The 19,570-nt window shown below is 60.1% G+C and carries 15 protein-coding genes; 7 read left to right on the forward strand and 8 right to left on the reverse strand.

What is annotated here, in order from left to right:
* Nucleotides 1-76 precede the first annotated feature (76 nt).
* From AC1ROI_RS12205 to acnA, 4 genes are all read right to left on the reverse strand, one after another.
* On the reverse strand, nucleotides 77-580 hold the full coding sequence (locus tag AC1ROI_RS12205) for a hypothetical protein (RefSeq protein WP_256580109.1): 504 nt from the start codon (nucleotides 578-580) through the stop codon (nucleotides 77-79).
* Between the two features lie 196 nt (nucleotides 581-776).
* Entirely contained in the window at nucleotides 777-2,342 is a 1,566-nt protein-coding gene (locus tag AC1ROI_RS12210; RefSeq protein WP_010456398.1) for a methyl-accepting chemotaxis protein, read from the reverse strand.
* Between the two features lie 103 nt (nucleotides 2,343-2,445).
* A complete protein-coding gene (locus tag AC1ROI_RS12215) occupies nucleotides 2,446-3,237 on the reverse strand; it encodes a CPBP family intramembrane glutamic endopeptidase (RefSeq protein WP_102594702.1) in 792 nt (263 codons plus the stop codon).
* Nucleotides 3,238-3,481: 244 nt separating this feature from the next.
* Nucleotides 3,482-6,223: an aconitate hydratase AcnA gene (gene acnA / locus AC1ROI_RS12220; RefSeq protein ID WP_077748217.1), complete on the reverse strand. Its 2,742-nt coding sequence runs from the start codon at nucleotides 6,221-6,223 to the stop codon at nucleotides 3,482-3,484.
* Between the two features lie 222 nt (nucleotides 6,224-6,445).
* Between acnA and rlmM the strand changes: the two genes are divergently transcribed.
* Nucleotides 6,446-7,519, forward strand: a complete 1,074-nt coding sequence (gene rlmM, locus AC1ROI_RS12225; RefSeq protein ID WP_010456393.1) for a 23S rRNA (cytidine(2498)-2'-O)-methyltransferase RlmM — start codon at nucleotides 6,446-6,448, stop codon at nucleotides 7,517-7,519.
* 165 nt (nucleotides 7,520-7,684) lie between these two features.
* Nucleotides 7,685-7,936, forward strand: coding sequence for a sulfurtransferase TusA (gene tusA / locus AC1ROI_RS12230; RefSeq protein WP_007907805.1), 252 nt, complete (start codon nucleotides 7,685-7,687; stop codon nucleotides 7,934-7,936).
* Here the strand turns inward: tusA and AC1ROI_RS12235 are convergent.
* A complete protein-coding gene (locus AC1ROI_RS12235) occupies nucleotides 7,933-9,342 on the reverse strand; it encodes an MATE family efflux transporter (protein ID WP_077748218.1) in 1,410 nt (469 codons plus the stop codon). The two genes, tusA and AC1ROI_RS12235, sit on opposite strands and share 4 nt — an antisense overlap.
* Before the next feature lie 333 nt (nucleotides 9,343-9,675).
* On the opposite strand from AC1ROI_RS12235, the gene pdxB reads away from it, so the two are divergent.
* Nucleotides 9,676-10,818 carry a 4-phosphoerythronate dehydrogenase PdxB gene (pdxB, locus tag AC1ROI_RS12240; protein ID WP_102594823.1) on the forward strand — a complete coding sequence of 381 codons (1,143 nt, stop codon included), beginning with the start codon at nucleotides 9,676-9,678 and terminating at the stop codon, nucleotides 10,816-10,818.
* Nucleotides 10,819-11,002: 184 nt separating this feature from the next.
* Here the strand turns inward: pdxB and AC1ROI_RS12245 are convergent, their stop codons facing one another.
* The gene (locus AC1ROI_RS12245) at nucleotides 11,003-11,182 is read right to left on the reverse strand and encodes a PA1571 family protein (RefSeq protein ID WP_102594822.1); all 180 of its coding nucleotides are present in this window, start codon (nucleotides 11,180-11,182) and stop codon (nucleotides 11,003-11,005) included.
* A gap of 256 nt (nucleotides 11,183-11,438) precedes the next feature.
* Between AC1ROI_RS12245 and AC1ROI_RS12250 the strand changes: the two genes are divergently transcribed.
* Together AC1ROI_RS12250 and AC1ROI_RS12255 are read left to right on the forward strand one after the other, a co-directional pair.
* The gene (locus AC1ROI_RS12250) at nucleotides 11,439-13,205 is read left to right on the forward strand and encodes an ABC transporter transmembrane domain-containing protein (protein ID WP_102594821.1); all 1,767 of its coding nucleotides are present in this window, start codon (nucleotides 11,439-11,441) and stop codon (nucleotides 13,203-13,205) included.
* 68 nt (nucleotides 13,206-13,273) lie between these two features.
* Nucleotides 13,274-14,296, forward strand: a complete 1,023-nt coding sequence (locus AC1ROI_RS12255; RefSeq protein WP_102594824.1) for a Fic family protein — start codon at nucleotides 13,274-13,276, stop codon at nucleotides 14,294-14,296.
* 74 nt (nucleotides 14,297-14,370) lie between these two features.
* Here the strand turns inward: AC1ROI_RS12255 and AC1ROI_RS12260 are convergent, their stop codons facing one another.
* Nucleotides 14,371-16,299: a transglycosylase SLT domain-containing protein gene (locus AC1ROI_RS12260; protein WP_102594820.1), complete on the reverse strand. Its 1,929-nt coding sequence runs from the start codon at nucleotides 16,297-16,299 to the stop codon at nucleotides 14,371-14,373.
* Between the two features lie 213 nt (nucleotides 16,300-16,512).
* On the opposite strand from AC1ROI_RS12260, the gene AC1ROI_RS12265 reads away from it, so the two are divergent.
* Complete coding sequence (locus AC1ROI_RS12265) at nucleotides 16,513-18,432, forward strand: ATP-binding cassette domain-containing protein (RefSeq protein WP_010456369.1); 1,920 nt, start codon at nucleotides 16,513-16,515, stop codon at nucleotides 18,430-18,432.
* Between the two features lie 128 nt (nucleotides 18,433-18,560).
* Here AC1ROI_RS12265 and AC1ROI_RS12270 read toward each other — a convergent pair whose 3' ends face one another.
* Nucleotides 18,561-18,998, reverse strand: coding sequence for a universal stress protein (locus AC1ROI_RS12270; protein ID WP_010456367.1), 438 nt, complete (start codon nucleotides 18,996-18,998; stop codon nucleotides 18,561-18,563).
* 104 nt (nucleotides 18,999-19,102) lie between these two features.
* On the opposite strand from AC1ROI_RS12270, the gene AC1ROI_RS12275 reads away from it, so the two are divergent.
* Entirely contained in the window at nucleotides 19,103-19,540 is a 438-nt protein-coding gene (locus tag AC1ROI_RS12275; RefSeq protein WP_102594819.1) for a hypothetical protein, read from the forward strand.
* The last annotated feature ends 30 nt before the right edge of the window (nucleotides 19,541-19,570 follow it).

Genomic DNA, 19,570 nt, shown 5'->3' on the forward strand with positions numbered 1-19,570 from the left:
TGTTGTGAGTGAGATCTTCAACACCGAAAACTTATGGGGGGCGGGGTTGTGTCTGATTATTTTGAGTGTTTAAAAGTCACGGAGTGCTTTTCCGTTGTGCGTCTGGCATTTGCGTTGAAGGCCGCAGTCTTTTCATGGTGAATGTGCCTTTTGGATTCAGACGATAACCATGGCTTTTGAACAGGGCTTCGAATGTGCCTTCGACGATGTCTGTCACGGGATCGTAGTTGATAATGTTCAGCGTGGCAGAGTCTGCATCCACCGTTCGAAAGCCATTGAAGCCGGGAGGCGCGGGAATCCAGTGGCCATGGAGAAAGCTCAGCCCGTTATCTAGCGTATAGACACCTGGCAGTGCATCGTCACCGTTGTAGGGTAGCGTCATACTGAAAACAAACGTGTTTTCCTCCGCAGCCGTACCCATTCCTCCACCAATAGACCAATAAAACTCACCGAAAAATTCACCTTGGTAAAAATCACTGAATTCTGCAGTTTTCTTGATGGTTCCGTATTTCCACTGAAAGATGTTTTCGTTTGCGATCGTTGTGCATTTTTTAGGGATAAAGGTCGCGTGGGTTGTCATGATGAAATCCTTTTGCTGGTAAGAGTTCGGTAGCCATTGTCCGATGGACAAAGCGACTGTCTCCTTGATAAGCCTCCTGGGTTTTTTCGACTACTGTCAGAACTGACAGGTGCCTCCTTGAAAACATTTCACGATTTGCAAAAATAAAAAAACCCGGAGGTTTTCACCGTCCGGGTTTTTGTCTTTCCAGTGACTGTCAGCGGTTAAACCGCTCCACCAACGAATACTGGGTATTCGCCGTCTTGGTCAGCTCTTCACTCAACAGCGCCGAGTGCTGTGCCTGTTCCGACGTCTGGTCAGCCAGCTGCGAGATGTTGCTGATGTTGCGGCTGATCTCTTCAGCCACCGCACTTTGCTCTTCGGTCGCCGCCGCAATCTGGGTGGTCATGTCGGTGATGTTGGCCACCGCTTCGCTGATCCCTACCAGCGCCTGATCCGCTTCCAGTACCCGCGCCACGCCTTCTTCAGCCTGACGATGCCCGGCTTCCATGGTTTGCACTGCGGTGCTGGCGGTTTGTTGCAGCTTGGCGATCAGGGCGTGAATCTGTCCGGTGGATTCGCTGGTGCGTTGCGCCAGTTGACGCACTTCGTCAGCCACCACGGCAAAACCACGGCCCATCTCGCCGGCACGGGCCGCTTCGATGGCGGCGTTCAGGGCCAGCAGGTTGGTCTGGTCGGCGATGCCCTTGATGACATCGACCACGCCACCGATTTCGTCGCTGTCCTTGGCCAGCTGGGTTACGGTCATCCCGGTTTCACCGACCACCACCGACAAGCGCTGGATGGCTTCGCGGGTTTCCCCGGCGATGTCGCGACCGCGACCGGTCAGGCGATTGGCTTCCTGAGTCGCATCGGCGGTGCGCTGCACGTGGCTGGCGACTTCCTGCGTGGTGGCGGCCATCTGATTGACGGCGGTGGCCACTTGCTCGGTTTCGACGCGTTGACGTTCCAGGCCCGTGGAACTGTTGTGGGCCAGGGTGTCGGACTGCCTGGCTTGTTCGGTCAGGTGCTCGGCGGTGTCCTGCAGGCGGGTCAGGCAGGTTTTCAGACGTGCTTCCTGGCTGAGAATCGACATCTCCAGACGTGCCTGGGCGCCACGGCTGTCGGTGTACATCTGCGCGATCAACGGGTCGGAGGTGGTTTGCCCTGCCAGCACCAGCAAGCGCTTGAGGCCGCGCTGTTGCCAGCTCAAGCCCAGCAAGCCCAGCGGCACCGACAGGCCGGCGGCCAGGGCGAAACCCCAGTGGGAGTTGAGCGACGCACCGATCATGAAGCTCAGTTGACTGACCAGAATGAACGGCACCCAGTCCTGAAGGACCGGCAGCCATTTGTCTGTCGAAGGAATGGCCGACTTGCCCTGGTTGATGCGTTGGTAGAGCGCCTCGGCACGGCGGATCTGCTCGGCGGTGGGTTTGATCCGCACCGATTCGTAGCCGATCACCTGATTGCCTTCGAACACCGGTGTGACATAGGCGTTAACCCAGTAGTGGTCACCGGTCTTGCAGCGATTCTTGACAATGCCCATCCATGGCAAGCCTTGTTTCAGTGTGCCCCACATGTGCGCGAACACCGCCGCCGGAACGTCGGGGTGACGGACCAGGTTATGCGGCGCACGGATCAGTTCTTCACGAGAAAATCCGCTGATTTCGACGAAGGCGTCGTTGCAGTAGGTGATCACGCCCTTGGCATCGGTGGTGGAAATCAACCGTTGCTGAGCCGGAAAGGTCCGTTCGCGTTGTGTGGTGGGCTGGTTGTTACGCATGGCTTTTTCAATCCGCAAGGCTTTGAGAGGTTGTCGGCGGCGTCAGGAATTTATTGAAAATATTTTTCAATAATCAGTGGCGCGTCGCAAAACGGCCATTGCATCAGCCGGCGAGCATCGGGTACGTGAACAGTGCGAAATGCAGCAGGTTCAAGCCGAAATGGGTGGCGATGGCCGCCCCCAATCCGCCGAAACGGTAGGCCAGACCATAGCCGACACCTGCCAGACCCGCCAGCAGCACCCATTGCCAACCCGCGCCCGCATGCGCCACGCCGAACAACAGCGAGGCGAGCAGCAATGCCAGGTTTTCACCGTAAGGCAGGTGTTTGAAGTGCCGGCTCAGCCCACCCTGGACGTAACCGCGAAACAGCGCTTCCTCCACCAGCGTCACCAGCAGCAGATTGTTCAACACCCACAGCCCGGCTTGGTCCGGCCACTTCGGCGCCCAACTGATCATCCCCAGCAAGAGTGCGCCACCCAAGGCCAGGACGGCGCTCAGGGGCAGGGCGAGTGCGGTGGCATAAACCGAAAGGCGCAAAGAGCGCCGGCCGACAATCCACGGACACACCAGTAACAGCCAAAAGCCGATCAGGGGCTTGTCCTGATTCAGGTACATGGTAAACGGCGCGGCATCGTCGGTGATGCGATGCGGGTCGATGCCACGACCGTTGTAGAAACCGGGCAGCCAATGCATCGCCAGGGCCATGGCGAGGATGATGAACACGCCGTGACCGAGGAAGCGAGCGATGGGGATTTTTTGCTGACGGACCGCGAAACCAGCGACGAGCAGCAATGCGACGGAGATGCCGGCCAGCCAGCCGAGGTGGCCGTAGGTCAGGGCGAGGGTGTAGCCGAGGGAGAGAAGGGCCAGGTATGTCCATGGCAGGGCGAGCATAAGTTAGTCCTTTGAGGCTGAAGAGCTTTTGTGGCGAGGGAGCTTGCTCCCGCTGGGGTGCGAAGCAGCCCCAAACCCGGTGACTCGATACTTCAATCAGATCGCATCGGCTGTTTTACGACTGCTTCGCAGTCGAGCGGGAGCAAGCGCCCTCGCCACAAAGTGTGCACTGTTTGCGGGGCGCGATTATAAACAGGCCCAAACAAAAACACCGCCCGAAGGCGGTGTCTGTGTCGGCAGGCGGTTACGACGCAATCAACTGCCGCAACACGTAATGCAAAATCCCCCCTGACTTGAAGTATTCCACTTCATTGAGCGTATCGATCCGGCACAGCACCTCGACTTTCTCGCGGCTGCCGTTCTCGCGGGTGATGATGAGTGTCAGGTTCATTCGCGGCGTCAACTCGACGCCGGTCAACCCAAGGATATCCAGCGTCTCCTTGCCGGTCAGGTTCAGGCTCTTGCGGTTCTGATCCAGCTTGAACTGCAACGGCAGCACGCCCATGCCCACCAGGTTGGAACGGTGAATCCGCTCGAAGCTTTCGGCGATGACCGCTTTCACGCCCAGCAGATTAGTGCCCTTGGCCGCCCAGTCGCGGCTCGAACCGGTGCCGTATTCTTGCCCTGCGATCACCACCAGCGGCGTGCCCGACGCTTGATAGCGCATGGCCGCGTCGTAGATTGGCATCCTTTCCCCGGTCGGGATGTAGATCGTGTTGCCGCCTTCTTCACCGCTGAGCATTTCGTTGCGAATGCGGATGTTGGCGAAAGTGCCGCGCATCATCACTTCGTGATTGCCGCGACGGGAACCATAGGAGTTGAAGTCCCGCGGCTCCACGCCTTTATCGCGCAGGTATTGACCGGCCGGACTGTCCGCCTTGATGTTGCCGGCGGGGGAGATGTGGTCGGTGGTCACCGAGTCGCCCAGCAGCGCAAGGACCCTGGCGCCGGAAACGTCCTTGACCACCGGCGGTGGACCGCCGATGTCATCGAAGAACGGTGGATGCTGGATGTAAGTCGAATCGTCCTGCCAGACATACGTCGCTGCCTGCGGCACTTCAATCGCTTGCCATTGCTCGTCGCCGGCAAACACCTCGGCGTATTCCTTGTGGAACATGGCGGTGTTGACCTGACTCACGGCGTCGGCAATCTCTTGGGTGCTCGGCCAGATGTCCCGCAGGTACACCGGATTGCCATCCTTGTCGTTACCCAGCGGTTCGCTGCTGATGTCGGTCCGCACCGTGCCGGCCAACGCATAGGCGACGACCAGCGGCGGAGAGGCCAGCCAGTTGGTTTTCACCAGCGGATGCACGCGGCCTTCGAAGTTGCGGTTGCCCGACAGCACCGAGGCAACGGTCAGGTCTGCGGCCTGGATGGCTTTTTCAATCGGCTCCGGCAAGGGGCCGGAGTTGCCGATGCAAGTGGTGCAGCCATAGCCGACCAAGTCAAAACCCAGCTCATCCAGATACGGGGTCAGGCCGGCAGCCTTGTAGTAGTCGGTGACCACTTTCGAGCCAGGGGCCAACGAACTCTTGACCCACGGTTTGCGCTTGAGGCCTTTTTCCACGGCTTTTTTCGCCACCAGACCGGCGGCCATCATCACGCTCGGGTTGGAGGTGTTGGTGCAAGAGGTGATCGCGGCGATCACCACCGCGCCGTTTTTCAACCGATAGGTCTGGCCGTCGTATTCGTAGTCGGCTTCGCCCGCCAGATCGGCATTGCCCACCGCGACGCCACCGCCGCCTTCACTTTCGAGGCGACCGACTTCCTTGCTGGTGGGTTTGAATTGCAGGTCGATGAAGTCACTGAACGCTTGCGCGACATTTGGCAGCGAAACCCTGTCCTGTGGGCGTTTCGGCCCGGCCAGGCTGGCTTCGACGCTGGCCATGTCCAGTGCCAGGGTGTCGGTGAACACCGGTTCCTGGCCCGGCAGTCGCCACAGGCCCTGAGCTTTGCTGTAGGCCTCGACCAGTTTCACGGTGGCCAGTGGGCGACCCGAGAGCCGCAGATACTCCAGCGTGATGTCGTCGACCGGGAAGAAGCCGCAGGTGGCGCCGTATTCCGGGGCCATGTTGGCGATGGTCGCGCGGTCGGCCAGCGGCAGGTCGGCAAGGCCGTCGCCATAGAATTCGACGAACTTGCCGACGACGCCTTTCTTGCGCAGCATCTGCGTGACGGTCAGCACCAGGTCGGTGGCGGTGATGCCTTCCTTGAGCTTGCCGGTGAGTTTGAAGCCGATCACTTCCGGAATCAGCATCGATACCGGCTGGCCGAGCATCGCCGCTTCCGCTTCGATCCCGCCGACGCCCCAGCCGAGTACGCCGAGACCGTTGATCATGGTGGTGTGGGAGTCGGTGCCGACCAGGGTGTCGGGGAAGGCGTAGGTGCGGCCATCCTCGTCTTTGGTCCAGACCGTGCGACCGAGGTATTCCAGGTTGACCTGGTGGCAAATGCCCGTGCCCGGTGGCACCACGCTGAAGTTGTCGAAGGCGCTCTGGCCCCAGCGCAGGAACGCGTAACGTTCACCGTTGCGCTGCATTTCGATGTCGACGTTCTGTTCGAAGGCGCTGGAACTGCCGAATTTGTCGACCATCACCGAGTGGTCGATCACCAGATCCACAGGGGAGAGCGGATTGATCCGCTGCGGGTCGCCACCGGCCTTGGCCATGGCGGCGCGCATGGCGGCCAGGTCGACCACGGCAGGCACGCCGGTAAAGTCCTGCATCAATACTCGTGCGGGGCGGTATTGAATTTCTCGGTCGGAGCGACGCTCCTTGAGCCAGGCGGCAATCGCCCGGAGGTCGGCGCCGGTGACGGTTTTTTCATCTTCCCAGCGCAGCAGGTTTTCCAGCAGCACTTTCAACGACATCGGCAGCTTGTCCAGGTCGCCCAGACTTTTGGCGGCATCCGGCAAGCTGAAATAGTGATAGGTCTTGTCGTCGACTTGCAGGGTTTTAAGGGTGTTCAGGCTATCGAGGGACGGCATTGCGATCACTCCTTTGAGTCCGCACGGCTACGGACTGAGGGGACGGACAGAGCTTTCAACCTAGCCCTGTTTGAACGTTAAAGCTAATAACTGGACTCTATGGCCAAGTCCAAGGTTCCGAACTCGGCTATCATGCGCCGGTTTTCGTGACAGGCTTTGCTTCAACGCAAGCCTGGGCATCGCGCAGTGGCTGAATTCTTCGCCAACTGCCCAGGAGTAAGAATGAACACCCTCTTTATGCATTGCCGGCCGGGCTTCGAAGGCGAAGTCTGTTCCGAGATTTCCGAACACGCCGCGCGGCTGAACGTGGCCGGTTATGCCAAAGCCAAGACCGCCAGCGCCTGCGCCGAATTCATCTGCACCGAAGAAGACGGCGCCGAGCGGCTGATGCGTGGCCAGCGTTTCGCCGAGCTGATCTTCCCGCGCCAATGGGCGCGCGGAATTTTCATCGACCTGCCGGAAACCGACCGCATCAGCGTGATCCTTGCGCACATGGCGGACTTCCCGCTGTGCGGCAGCCTGTGGCTGGAAATGGTCGACACCAACGATGGCAAGGAACTGTCGAACTTCTGCAAGAAATTCGAAGGGCACCTGCGCAAGGCGCTGATGGCGGCCGGCAAGTTGGTCGAGGATGCGCACAAGCCGCGCCTGCTGCTGACCTTCAAAAGCGGCCGCGAAGTGTTTATGGGGCTGGCCGAGTCCAACAACTCGGCGATGTGGCCGATGGGCATTCCGCGCCTGAAGTTTCCTCGTGAGGCGCCGAGCCGTTCGACGTTGAAGCTGGAAGAGGCGTGGCACCACTTTATCCCCCGCGATCAGTGGGATGAGCGCCTGCACAGCGACATGACCGGCGTCGACCTCGGTGCCGCCCCCGGCGGCTGGACCTGGCAACTGGTCAACCGCGGTATGCTGGTGACGGCGATTGACAACGGTCCGATGGCCGAAAGCTTGATGGACACTGGTTTAGTGCAGCACCTGATGGCCGACGGTTTCACCTTCAAGCCCAAGCAACCGGTGGACTGGATGGTCTGCGACATCGTCGAGAAACCGGCGCGCAACGCCGCGATGCTGGAAGAATGGATTGGCGAGGGACATTGCCGCGAAGCGGTGGTCAACCTGAAGTTGCCGATGAAACAGCGTTACGCCGAAGTGAAACGCTTGCTGGAACGCATTGCCGAGGGCTTCAAGGAGCGCGGCATCCGGGTCGAGATCGGCTGCAAGCAGCTGTATCACGACCGTGAAGAAGTGACGTGCCACTTGCGCCGGATCGACGTGAAGAAACCGAAATCCCGCTGATACACACCGCACCCCTTGTAGGAGCGAGGCTTGCCCGCGAAGCTTTTGGCGTCCTCAAGGGCCTCTTCGCGGGCAAGCCTCGCTCCTACAGGGAGGGCGGTGTACGACACAGATGACCGAACCCCGGCAATGCGCGACAATGCCGGCCAGCTTCAGGAGTGAATCATGAGTGAAATGATTGATACGCCGGTAGACGGCACCCTCGACGCCACCGGCCTCAACTGCCCGGAACCGGTGATGATGCTGCACCAGCACATCCGTGACCTGGTGCCCGGCGGCCTGCTCAAGGTAATCGCGACCGATCCCTCGACCCGTCGCGATATTCCCAAGTTCTGCGTATTCCTCGACCACGAACTGGTCGCGCAGCACGAAGAGGCCGGCACCTACCTCTACTGGATCCGCAAGAAACTCGCTTAACCCGCCGAATGACTGATGCGGATTCGCTTGCGTGCACTGCGCGTCAGGCGGATCGACAGCATCAGCGCCGCGCAACTCAAGCCCACGATCAAACCCTGCCACAGCCCGCTCGGGCCGCTCGGCGTGCCGAGCCAGTCGGTCAGGCCCAAGGCGTAGCCCACCGGCAAACCGATGCCCCAATAGGCGAACAAGGTCAGGATCATCGTCACCCGAGTGTCCTGGTAACCGCGCAGTGCGCCGGCCGCCGTGACCTGGATCGCGTCGGAGAACTGGAACAGCGCCGAATACACAATCAGCATCGCTGCCACGCGTATGACCGTCGGGTCGGCGGTGTAGATCGTAGCGATGTGCTCGCGCAGCAAGAGCATCATGCTCGCCGAAACACAGGCATACGCCAGCGCGGTGCCCATGCCTACCCCGGCAGCGAAGCGCGCCTCACGGGGTTCCTGGCGACCGAGTGCCTGGCCGACCCGCACCGTGACGGCCATGCCGAGGGAGTAAGGGATCATGAACACCAGCGAGCTGAAGTTCAGGGCGATCTGATGTCCGGCCACCACGGTGGCGCCGAGGCTGCCGATCAGCAGGGCGATTACGGCGAAGATGCTCGACTCGGCGAACACCGCGATGCCGATCGGCAGGCCGATACCGAGCAGACGTTTGATTACCGACCATTGCGGCCAGTCGAAACGGTTGAACAACTGACTCGACTGGTACGCCGGTGCCCAGCGCTCCCAACCGGCCATGCCCAGCGCCATCACCCACATCACGATCGCCGTGGCCCAGCCGCACCCGACCCCGCCCATGGCCGGCACGCCGAAGTGGCCATAGATGAAGATGTAGTTCAGCGGAATGTTCAACGCCAATCCGCAGAGGCCCAGCACCATCGCTGGACGTGTGCGTCCCAGGCCGTCACTGAAGCAACGCAACACATGATAGAAGGCGACGGCGGGCAGACCGCTGGCGATGCCGTGCAGATACTGCATGCACGGGCCGATCAGCTCGGGATCGACCTTCATCATGTGCAGGATCGGTTCGGCGCTGAGCAGCATGCCGGTCGCCATCAAACCCACCACCAAGGCCAGCCACAGTGCCTGACGCACAATCGGGCCGATTTCGCTGTGGGTGCCGGCACCGAAGCGCTGGGCGACTTTCGGAGTAGTGGCCAGCAAGGTGCCGGTCATCAACAGAAACACTGGAACCCAGATTGAGTTGCCGAGCGCCACGGCCGCCAAGTCGCGCGGGCCGACCCGTCCCGCCATCACCGCATCGACGAAGCCCATGGCGGTGGTCGCCAGTTGCGCGATCATGATCGGCAGCGCCAGGCCAAGCAGGTTTTTCAGCTCCAGGCGAACCCGGGCCGGGCGGGTGAGGGAAGTAGCGGCGGGGCGGTCAGTCACGGAATTCAAGGGCGAAACGTCCAGAGATGTTGATGCGCAAGGCGGCGCATTCTACGCCCTGACGCAGTGGTCAGGAAAAATCCTGTGTTAGCTATTTGTAATCACCGATCCGGGTTAATGCTGAACACTGTGTGGCGAGGGAGCTTGCTCCCGCTGGACTGCGCAGCAGTTCCATAGCCTTGCAAGTGATAAGCCTGTCAAAACCGGATCGCTAGGGTTGGGGCCGCTGCGCGACCCAGCGGGAGCAAGCTCCCTCGCCACAGGGTATGGAGTGACCTTAATGCCCGCTGGCCCACTACAGTCATCTCCGCCTACACTGCCAACCCGCCAAAGGAGCCTGCCATGTTGATTGTTGCCGACGAAAATATCCCGCTGCTCGATGCCTTCTTCGAAAGTTTCGGCGAAATTCGCCGGGTGCCGGGACGTTCCATCGACCGCGCCACCGTCGAGCAGGCCGATGTGCTGCTGGTGCGCTCGGTGACCAACGTCAATCGCGCGTTGCTCGAAGGCAGCAAGGTGCGCTTTGTCGGCACTTGCACCATCGGCACGGATCACCTGGATCTGGATTATTTTCAGCAGGCCGGCATCACCTGGTCGAGCGCGCCCGGCTGCAATGCCCGGGGCGTGGTCGATTATGTGCTCGGCAGTTTGCTGACCCTGGCCGAAATCGAAGGCGTCGACCTGACTCAGCGCACTTACGGCATCGTGGGTGCCGGCGAAGTGGGCGGTCGCCTGGTCAAGGTCTTGAAGGGGCTGGGCTGGAACGTGCGGGTGTGTGATCCGCCACGGCAAGCGGCCGAAGGTGGCGATTACGTCAGCCTCGAGCAGATCATCGAGCAGTGCGATGTCATCAGTCTGCACACCCCTTTGAAGAAACACGGCTCACAGTCGACCTGGCATCTGTTCGATAAACAACGCCTGAACCAACTCAAGCCTGGCACCTGGCTGATCAACGCCAGCCGTGGCCCGGTGGTGGACAACGCCGCCCTGCGCCAGGTGTTGTTGCAGCGCGAAGACCTGCAAGCGGTGCTCGACGTGTGGGAAGGCGAACCTGAAGTCGATGTGGCGCTGGCCGAACTCTGCGTGCTGGCGACGCCGCACATTGCCGGTTATAGCCTGGATGGCAAACAACGGGGGACGGCGCAGATCTATCAGGCGTATTGCGAATTCATCGGGCAACCGGCCCAGGTCAGCTTGAGCGATCTGCTGCCGGCGCCGTGGTTGTCGCACGTGACCCTTCACGCGAAGAGCGATCCGGCCTGGGCGCTGGCGATGCTGTGCCGCGGCGTGTACGACCCGCGTCGTGACGATGCGGATTTCCGTCGCAGCCTTGTAGGCAATGTGAGCGAGCAGCGTGCGGCGTTTGATGCGTTGCGCAAGAACTATCCTGCGCGCAGGGAGATTGACGGGTTGCAGGTGCGGATTGAGGGGGATTCGCCTGAGTTGCTGAAGATAGTGGCGGCACTGGGCGCAACGGCGGTCTAGAGACCGGGTTGACCCTTTCGCGGGCAAGCCTCGCTACTACAGGATTTGGGTGTTCGCTAAGTAGGTTGACGACGCAAAATCTGTAGGAGCGAGGCTTGCCCGCGAATGGCTGCACCGCATTTCCCGGATAAGCACCCACAAAAAACCCGGCCATCAGGGCCGGGTCAAGAAGACGGTGGCTATATCACTCTTGTTCGGCAGGCTTGACCAATCGCTTTTCCAGTTCGCTGCAGGCTTGCTGGATCATGTCTTCAGTGATCGGTACTTCGCGCCCATCCTTATCAATAATTGAGCAACCCAGAGACTGGTCTGGTTGTGTGCGGATCACTTGAATCTTGTATTCGCTGCTGTTTTGCAAGGACATGGCCTGTCTCCTCATCAGGTTGTGTGCCTACTTTAAAACCGCCAGGTGACCAGGCTGTGACAACTCCCTGCGATCTCTCCAAGGCGGCAACATCAGTCCACCAGAAATACCGCAGTGTTGCCACCCGGACATTAGACCAATAGCGTCTAGCGGCTAGTCTTTGTGGTCATAATTAACCTGACTCATTGTGATTTACAGAGTTCCACCCCATTTAAGCGGTATAGCTGGTCCCATCATTTGCGTACTGGATAACCCGATGCTCTCTGCCCGTCACCGCCGCGCGATTCGCCTGACCAGCCGTTTTCTTGCACCTTATCGCTGGCCGGCCCTTGGCGCATTGCTCGCGCTGATCATCACCGCCGGCATCACCTTGTCGATGGGGCAGGGCATTCGCTTGCTGGTGGATCAAGGGTTCATGACCCAATCGGCGCATTTGCTCAACCAGACCATCGGCTTGTTCATGGTGCTGGTGGTCGGGCTGGCGATCGGCACCTTTGCGCGCTTCTATCTGGTGTCGTGGATCGGCGAACGTGTGGTCGCGGACATCCGCAAGCAAGTATTCAACCACCTGGTTTATCTGCATCCGGGTTTCTATGAAGACAATCGCAGCTCCGAGATCCAGTCACGGCTGACCGCCGACACCACGTTGCTGCAATCAGTGATCGGCTCTTCGTTGTCGCTGTTCTTGCGCAATTTGCTGATGGTCATCGGCGGGATCGTCTTGCTGTTTATCACCAACCCCAAACTCACCAGCATCGTGGTCGTGGCGTTGCCGCTGGTGATCGCGCCGATCCTTGTTTTCGGCCGTCGGGTACGCAGTCTGTCGCGCCTGAGTCAGGACCGGATTGCCGACATCGGCAGCTACGTCTCCGAAACCCTCGGCCAGATCAAAACCGTGCAGGCCTACAACCATCAGGTCCAGGACGAGCAACGCTTCGCCGCGACCGTGGAGGAGGCGTTCGACACGGCGCGCAAACGCATTTTCCAGCGCGCCTGGCTGATTACGCTGGTGATCGTGCTCGTGCTGGGCGCGGTGGGCGTGATGCTGTGGGTCGGCGGCATGGACGTGATCGCCGGACGGATCTCGGCGGGCGAACTGGCAGCCTTCGTCTTCTACAGCTTGATCGTCGGCAGCGCCTTTGGCACCTTGAGTGAGGTGATCGGCGAATTGCAGCGAGCGGCGGGTGCGGCCGAGCGGATTGCCGAATTGCTGCGCTCCGAGAACATCATCCAGCCGCCCACCACAGGGCTGGTGACCTTGCCTGATCGGGTGAAGGGCAATCTGACGCTGCAAGACGTGCGCTTTTCCTACCCTTCACGTCCAGAAAGTTACGCCGTCGATGGCTTGAATCTGACCATCAATGCAGGCGAAACCCTCGCCCTGGTCGGCCCGTCCGGTGCCGGGAAATCCACCGTGTATGACCTGCTGCTGCGTTTTTACGATCCTGCCTCGGGGCAGATCCTGCTGGATGGCGTGCCACTGACCCAACTCGATCCGCTCGACCTGCGTCGCTGCTTCGCCCTGGTCTCGCAAAACCCGGCCCTGTTCTTCGGCAGCATCGAAGAGAACATCCGCTACGGCAACCCGTCGGCGACCCTGGCCCAGGTTCAGGAAGCGGCGAAAATCGCCTACGCCCACGACTTTATCGAGCAGATGCCTAACGGCTATCAGACCCACCTTGGCGACGGTGGCCTCGGTTTGTCCGGCGGCCAGCGCCAACGCCTGGCCATCGCACGGGCGCTGCTGGTGGACGCGCCGATCCTGTTGCTGGACGAAGCTACCAGCGCCCTCGACGCCCAAAGCGAACACCTGATCCAGCAAGCCCTGCCGAGCTTGATGAAAAACCGCACCACCCTGGTCATCGCCCACCGCTTGGCCACGGTAAAAAATGCCGACCGGATCGCGGTGATGGATCATGGGAAACTGGTGGCAATAGGGACGCATCAGGAATTGATTGCGAGCAATGCGCTGTATGCGCGGTTGGCGGCGTTGCAATTCAGTGACGGGCACGACGCGGCATGAATGAGAGCTGCTGAACACTGCGAGGTTCGGGCATTATGTCGGCCTCAGTTGCGAGCCTGGATGAGGATATGAGCCGTTATCAACCACCGTTGACCCTGACCACCAGAATGCTGGCGTTGATCGCCGGGATCAGCGAACAAATCGGTCAGCTGACGGCTGTGGACGAACGCCTGCAGACGCCTCAACTGCGTCGTAGTAATCGAATTCGCACGATTCAGGCTTCCTTGGCGATCGAGAACAACACGCTCAGCATCGAGCAGGTGACCGCAGTCCTGGCTGGGCGACGAGTACTTGGCCTGCCGCGAGAAATCCAGGAAGTGCGTAACGCTTTTGCGGCGTATGAAGCCATGCCTGAGTGGCGGTCGAGCGCCCGGGCCGACCTGCTACGGGCGCATGAGTTGCTGATGGGTGGATTGATTGACGACTGTGGGCGGTTTCGCCAAGCCGGTGTCGGTATTTATCGTGGTGAAAAATTAGTCCACATGGCACCGCCGCCGAGTCGTGTTGGGCATTTGATGGACGATTTGCTGGCGTGGCTCAGTCAATCGGATTGGCACCCATTGATCGTCAGCTGCGTCTTCCACTACGAGTTCGAGTTTATTCATCCTTTCTCCGATGGAAATGGGCGGATGGGGCGACTCTGGCAAACCTTGATACTCAGTCAGTGGCGGCCGGTGTTGGCTTATCTGCCAGTCGAAGCGGTGATTCGAGAGCAGCAAGACGCTCATTACGCGGCGTTGTCGGCTGCGGACCAGTTGGCTGAGTCGACGCCTTTTGTCGAGTTCATGCTGCAAGCGTTGAGTATTGCGCTTGAGGAGGCAGGCAATACCGAATCAATAATCGACCCAGTAACCGACCCAGTAGGGAGATTGCTTTCAGCACTCCAGGTTAATGGTCCGCTTAAAATCAGCGACTTGATGGCTGAGGTCGGTTTGGCTCACAAGGCGACCTTTCGGGCTAACTACCTCAGGCCCGCATTGGCTGCCGATTTGATTGAAATGACCAGCCCCGAGACACCAAGCAGTCCGGCTCAAAAATATCGTCTGACCCGGCATGGCAAACAGACTGCCGCACGATTCAAGTCTGCATAGGCCTTCTGGATACGCCAAAAAAAATGCCCGCATCAATCGATGCGGGCATTTTTATTCGGACTTCAACATCAGGATCACTGATCGTCAAAGTACCGCTCATGCCAATCCACCAGCGGCTGTGGCGAGTTGAGTTTCTGGCCGTAGATCACCGAGTACGACAATACGTTTTGCACATACTGGCGGGTTTCGTCGAACGGGATGCTTTCCACCCACACGTCGAAGCTCAGGTGATCCGCACCGCGCAGCCACTGGCGTACACGGCCGGGGCCGGCGTTGTAGGCGGCGGAGGCGAGGACGCGGTTGCCGTTGAACTGGCTGTGGACCTGGCTCAGGTACGCGGCGCCGAGCTGGATGTTCTTGTCCGGGTCGAGCACTTGCTGCGGCGAGGCCAGCGGAATGCTGAACTTGCGTGCGGTTTCCTTGGCGGTGCCGGGCATCAGCTGCATCAGGCCGCTGGCGCCGACGCCGGAACGGGCGTCGGCCATGAAGGCGCTTTCTTGGCGGGTAATGGCGAACACCCAGCTCGAGTGCAAGCCACGGACCTTGGCTTCACGCACCAGGGTTTCGCGGTGGGCCATCGGGAAGCGGATGTCCAGATCGTCCCAGTATTGCGCCTGACTGATGGTGCGAATCGCCGGGAAATACCATTTCAGGTCGTAGGCCAGTTTTGCCTGGGCGACCATTTCGTCACGGTTTAAGTGACGGCTGACGTGGTACCACTCGCGACGACCGTCGACGATCTGCCCGCGGGCGTGGAACTCGAGGGCGCGACGAATGCCTGGCGTGTTGCGCACCTTGTTGATCAGCGCCTGGCTCAGTACCAGCGGTTTGTTGTTTAGCGAGTAGGGCGATTGTGAACGGTCAGCGGCAAGGAAACCGTAGAAGTCGCGCTCACGGGCCAGGTTCTTGTACAGGTTTTGTACTTCCGGGTTCTGCGGCTGCGCCAGTTCAAGGCTGCGGGCCTGCCAGTAGCGCCAGCGGTTGGTGGTCGCCAGGTCCTGCGGCAAGCGCCGAGTCAGCTGATAGGCATCGTCCCAGCGGGCCAGACGCAACAGCAGGCGCATGCGCCATTCGGACACGGTGTTGTCGCGCAGTTCCGGGTCGTACCTGGTCATCATTTCCAGTGCGCGAGGGTCGAAACGTTTGGCGAGGGTCAACCCGATTTCACGGGCGATCGCCACTTTTTCGTCGCGGGAGAAGTGCATGCTGCTGGCATAGCCGTCGAGCAGGTTCATGGCTTTGTCCGGGTCCTGGCGGGCCAGGCGGCGCAGACCGAGACTGACCACGTCGGACATCGGTTCGTCGGCCGGGGTGAAGCGCGACGGCTGATTCAGCAGTTCAGGTTTTTGCGCCACATCCACCAGCAAACGACCGCGAGGGGCGAGGGTGGTCAGGCCATTGACCAGGCTGTTGGCCAGCGGATAGTTGCGCGCCTGGGCGGCAAGCTTCGTGCGCTCCCAGCGTTTCTGTTCGGTCAGTTGACCTTCGGCGGCCCATTGCCCGAACAGCGCGTCGCAGGCGGCAGGCTGGGATTTGCCGGTCAGCCAGAGTTTATTGGCGTTGGCGTAGCCTGCGGTTTTCTGGTTGTGACCAATCTGGTACTGCGCGTTCAGGCAGTCCAGTTCGGTGAAATTGAGCTTGGGGTCGTAGTATTTGACGAAGGTCGCCCAGTCGCCGCGTTCGGCCAGCCAGCGCAACCAGCGCAATTTCATCCAGTTGGCCTGGGGCAGGTCACCGTGTTCGGCGAGGAATTTTTCGATTTCGGCATTGCTGGCCGTTTTCAGCCGAGCGGTCAGTTCGTCGTAGGCCAGGTACGGCTCCAGCGGATAATCACGAAGGGCCTGGCTGTAGCGAAAATATGGGCCGGTATCGCCCTTGGCCAAGGCTCGCTTGGCCTCATCGTAATATTGGCGCTGGGTGGACAGGTCCACCGCCTGGGCGGTTTGAGCGGCAGCGGCAGAAAGAAGCAAGCAAGATAAAAAACTGAAGAGGCGGCTGCGCATGAGACGTCCGGGCATAGAAATCACGACAAGTGCAGACTTAACCTGCACCGAATTATCTGTAGCTTAGCCTTTTGCCAGCAACGGGCGAAAGCTTTGCGGGCCTCTCGGCACAAGTTCGCAACAATTGTCATGCAGAGTGCTTCGACATTGAAATTGCCGGCCTTCTGAAGCCTCAAGTCAGGTAGAATGCGCGCCCGGTTTTTGGAGAAGCTCATGACCCTGCTCAAATTCAGCGATGTGTCCCTTGCTTTCGGCGCTATGCCGTTGTTGGACAAGGTGTCCTGGCAGATCGCCCGTGGTGAGCGGGTGTGCATCATCGGCCGCAACGGCACTGGCAAGTCCAGCATGATGAAGCTCGTCAAGGGCGACCAGAAGCCCGACGAAGGCTCCGTTTGGCGCGCGCCCGGCCTCAAGATTGGCGAATTGCCGCAAGAACTGCCGGTAGCCGACGAGCGGACCGTGTTCGACGTAGTGGCTGAAGGCCTGGACGGTGTCGGCGAGCTGCTCGCGCAGTATCACCACCTGAGCCAGAACATCGTCACCGACGCCGACCTGGACAAGCTGATGCACGTCCAGCACGACCTCGAAGCCCGCGATGGCTGGCGTTTGCAGCAACTGGTCGACAGCACCTTGAGCCGTCTGCAGTTGCCGGCCGACAAGACTCTCGCCGAATTGTCCGGCGGCTGGCGTCGTCGCGTCCTGCTGGCCCAGGCCCTGGTTTCCGAACCGGACCTGCTGCTGCTCGACGAACCGACCAACCACCTGGACATCGGTGCAATCGCCTGGCTCGAAGAAGCGCTGAAGGATTTCCAGGGCGCCGTGCTGTTCATCACGCACGACCGTTCATTCCTGCAAAACCTCGCGACCCGCATTCTGGAACTGGATCGCGGCGGCCTGATCGACTGGAACGGCGACTACGCCAGTTTCCTGGTGCACAAAGAAGCCTCCCTGGCCGCTGAAGAAACCGCCAACGCGCTGTTCGACAAGAAGCTGGCCCAGGAAGAAGTCTGGATCCGCCAGGGCATCAAGGCCCGTCGTACCCGTAACGAAGGCCGCGTCCGCGCATTGAAAGCCCTGCGTGTCGAGCGTAGTGAGCGTCGTGAGCGCACCGGCAAGGCCAACATTCAGTTGGACACCGCTGACAAGTCCGGCAAACAGGTGATGGTCCTCGAGAACGTGAGCTTTGCTCACCCGGGCGGTCCGTTCCTGATCAAGGATTTCTCGATGGTCCTGACGCGGGGCGACCGTATCGGTCTGCTCGGCGCCAACGGTACCGGCAAAACCACGCTGCTGAAGCTGATGCTCAGCGGTCTGCAACCAACCAGCGGCACAGTGGAAGAGGGGACGCGCATCGACGTGGCCTACTTCGACCAGTTGCGCCATCAGCTGGACCTGGAAAAGACCGTGATCGACAACGTGGCCGAAGGTCGCGACTTCATCGATATCGATGGCCAGAGCCGTCACGTGCTGAGCTACCTCGGCGACTTCCTGTTCAGCCCTCAGCGTGCCCGCACGCCAGTCAAGGCGCTGTCGGGTGGTGAACGTGCGCGTCTGTTGCTGGCGAAACTGTTCAGCAAACCAGCGAACCTGCTGGTTCTCGACGAACCGACCAACGACCTCGACGTCGAAACCCTCGAGCTGCTGGAAGAGGTCTTGCTGACCTTCAACGGCACCGTGCTGATGGTCAGCCACGACCGGGCATTCCTCGACAACGTGGTCACCAGCACCCTGGTCTTCGAAGGTGAAGGCAAGGTGCGCGAGTACGTCGGTGGTTATCAGGACTGGCTACGTCAGGGCGGCTCGCCGCGCCTGCTGGGCGTGACCGAGAGCAAATCCGGCAAGGCCGACCTGACCTCTGCGGTCGTGACGGCGGAAGCGGCCCCGGTTGCTGCGGCAGTCGAAGCTCCGGTGGCGAAGAAGAAGCTCAGCTACAAATTGCAGCGTGAGCTGGAAATGTTGCCGGCCCAGATCGAAGCCATGGAACAGCAGATCGCTGCCGTCGAGGCCCAGATGGCCGATGCCGGTTTCTATCAGCGTCCTGCGGTCGAGACCGCTGCCGTGATCGCTCAGCTTGAGCAGTTGCAGGCTGAACTCGACGTGATGGTCGAGCGTTGGGCTGAGCTGGATGCCTGATTGATGCTGTAACAAAAAAGCCCGGCGTTCAGTGATGAGCGCCGGGCTTTTCGTATGGAATGCGATCTACACGTTGCTATAGATCCCCTGTAGGAGCGAGCAGGGTCGCTCCCACAGGGTACGGGTTTTCAGCTTTTGATCAGGCGCACCGCGAGCACATCACACGGAGCGCCGTGCAGCACGTCGTTGGCCGTCGAGCCCAGCAGCAATGCCAGGCCGTGTCGGCCATGGCTGCCCACCACGATCAGGTCGCAGGTCTGTTCCTTGGCCAGGTGGTGAATCTCCTGGCGTGGCTGGCCGTAGGTCAGGTGGCTGTATTCTTTGGAGAGTTCCGGATACTTCACGATCAGTCGGTCCAGGCGTTCCTTGGCCTGATCGAACTGCTGCTGTTGCAGTTGTGACAGGTCCATGGGGACGTCGCCGCCAAAGGCCATGGCCATCGGTTCGACGATATGGACCAGGGACAGTTTCGCGCCATTGCTCACTGAAAGCTCGCGAGCACGGTGGATTACAGGGTCGCACTCTTCGGTTAGATCTACAGCGACCAGAATATGGTGGTAGGGCATGAGGTGCTCCTCCTGAGGATTGCAATATTGGTAAGTATGGCTGGTTTCAAGCGCAATGGTTCCAAAGTGACTCAAAGCGCTCATCAAGAATCGGGAGTACAGATATGACGGTCTGGATAGTGGTGTCAATCCTGCTGGTGGTGCTGAGTCCGCTGGCATGGTTGCGACCGTCCCGTGGACAGAGCGGGCGCATGGCTCTGCGCATGGAAGCGCGGCGTATCGGCCTCGCCATGCAGCTTGCGCCCCAGGAGTGGCCGCACTGGCTGAGCCAGGAGCCGCCGAGCCCTTGCGCCCAGTACCATCGGCCACGTCGTGGCAATCAATCGGCGTGCTGGAGTTACTGGCAAAAGTCGCCGGGTGTGTGGGTGAACCAGTGGCAGGAGATTTGCGAAGATCGAGCGCTGCTCAATCATTTCGAAAAATTGCCAGCCAACGTCTACAAGGTTGAAGCGGACAAACAGATGATCACTCTGTATTGGGGCGAAAAGGGCGAAGCGACGGTTTTGCAAGACATCGATGCGGTGCTGAAAGCACTGGCGTGACTCACGGACATTTCGCGCTGCAATGGCGCG

It is taken from the genome of Pseudomonas sp. GW823-FHT02C02 (assembly GCF_058797635.1).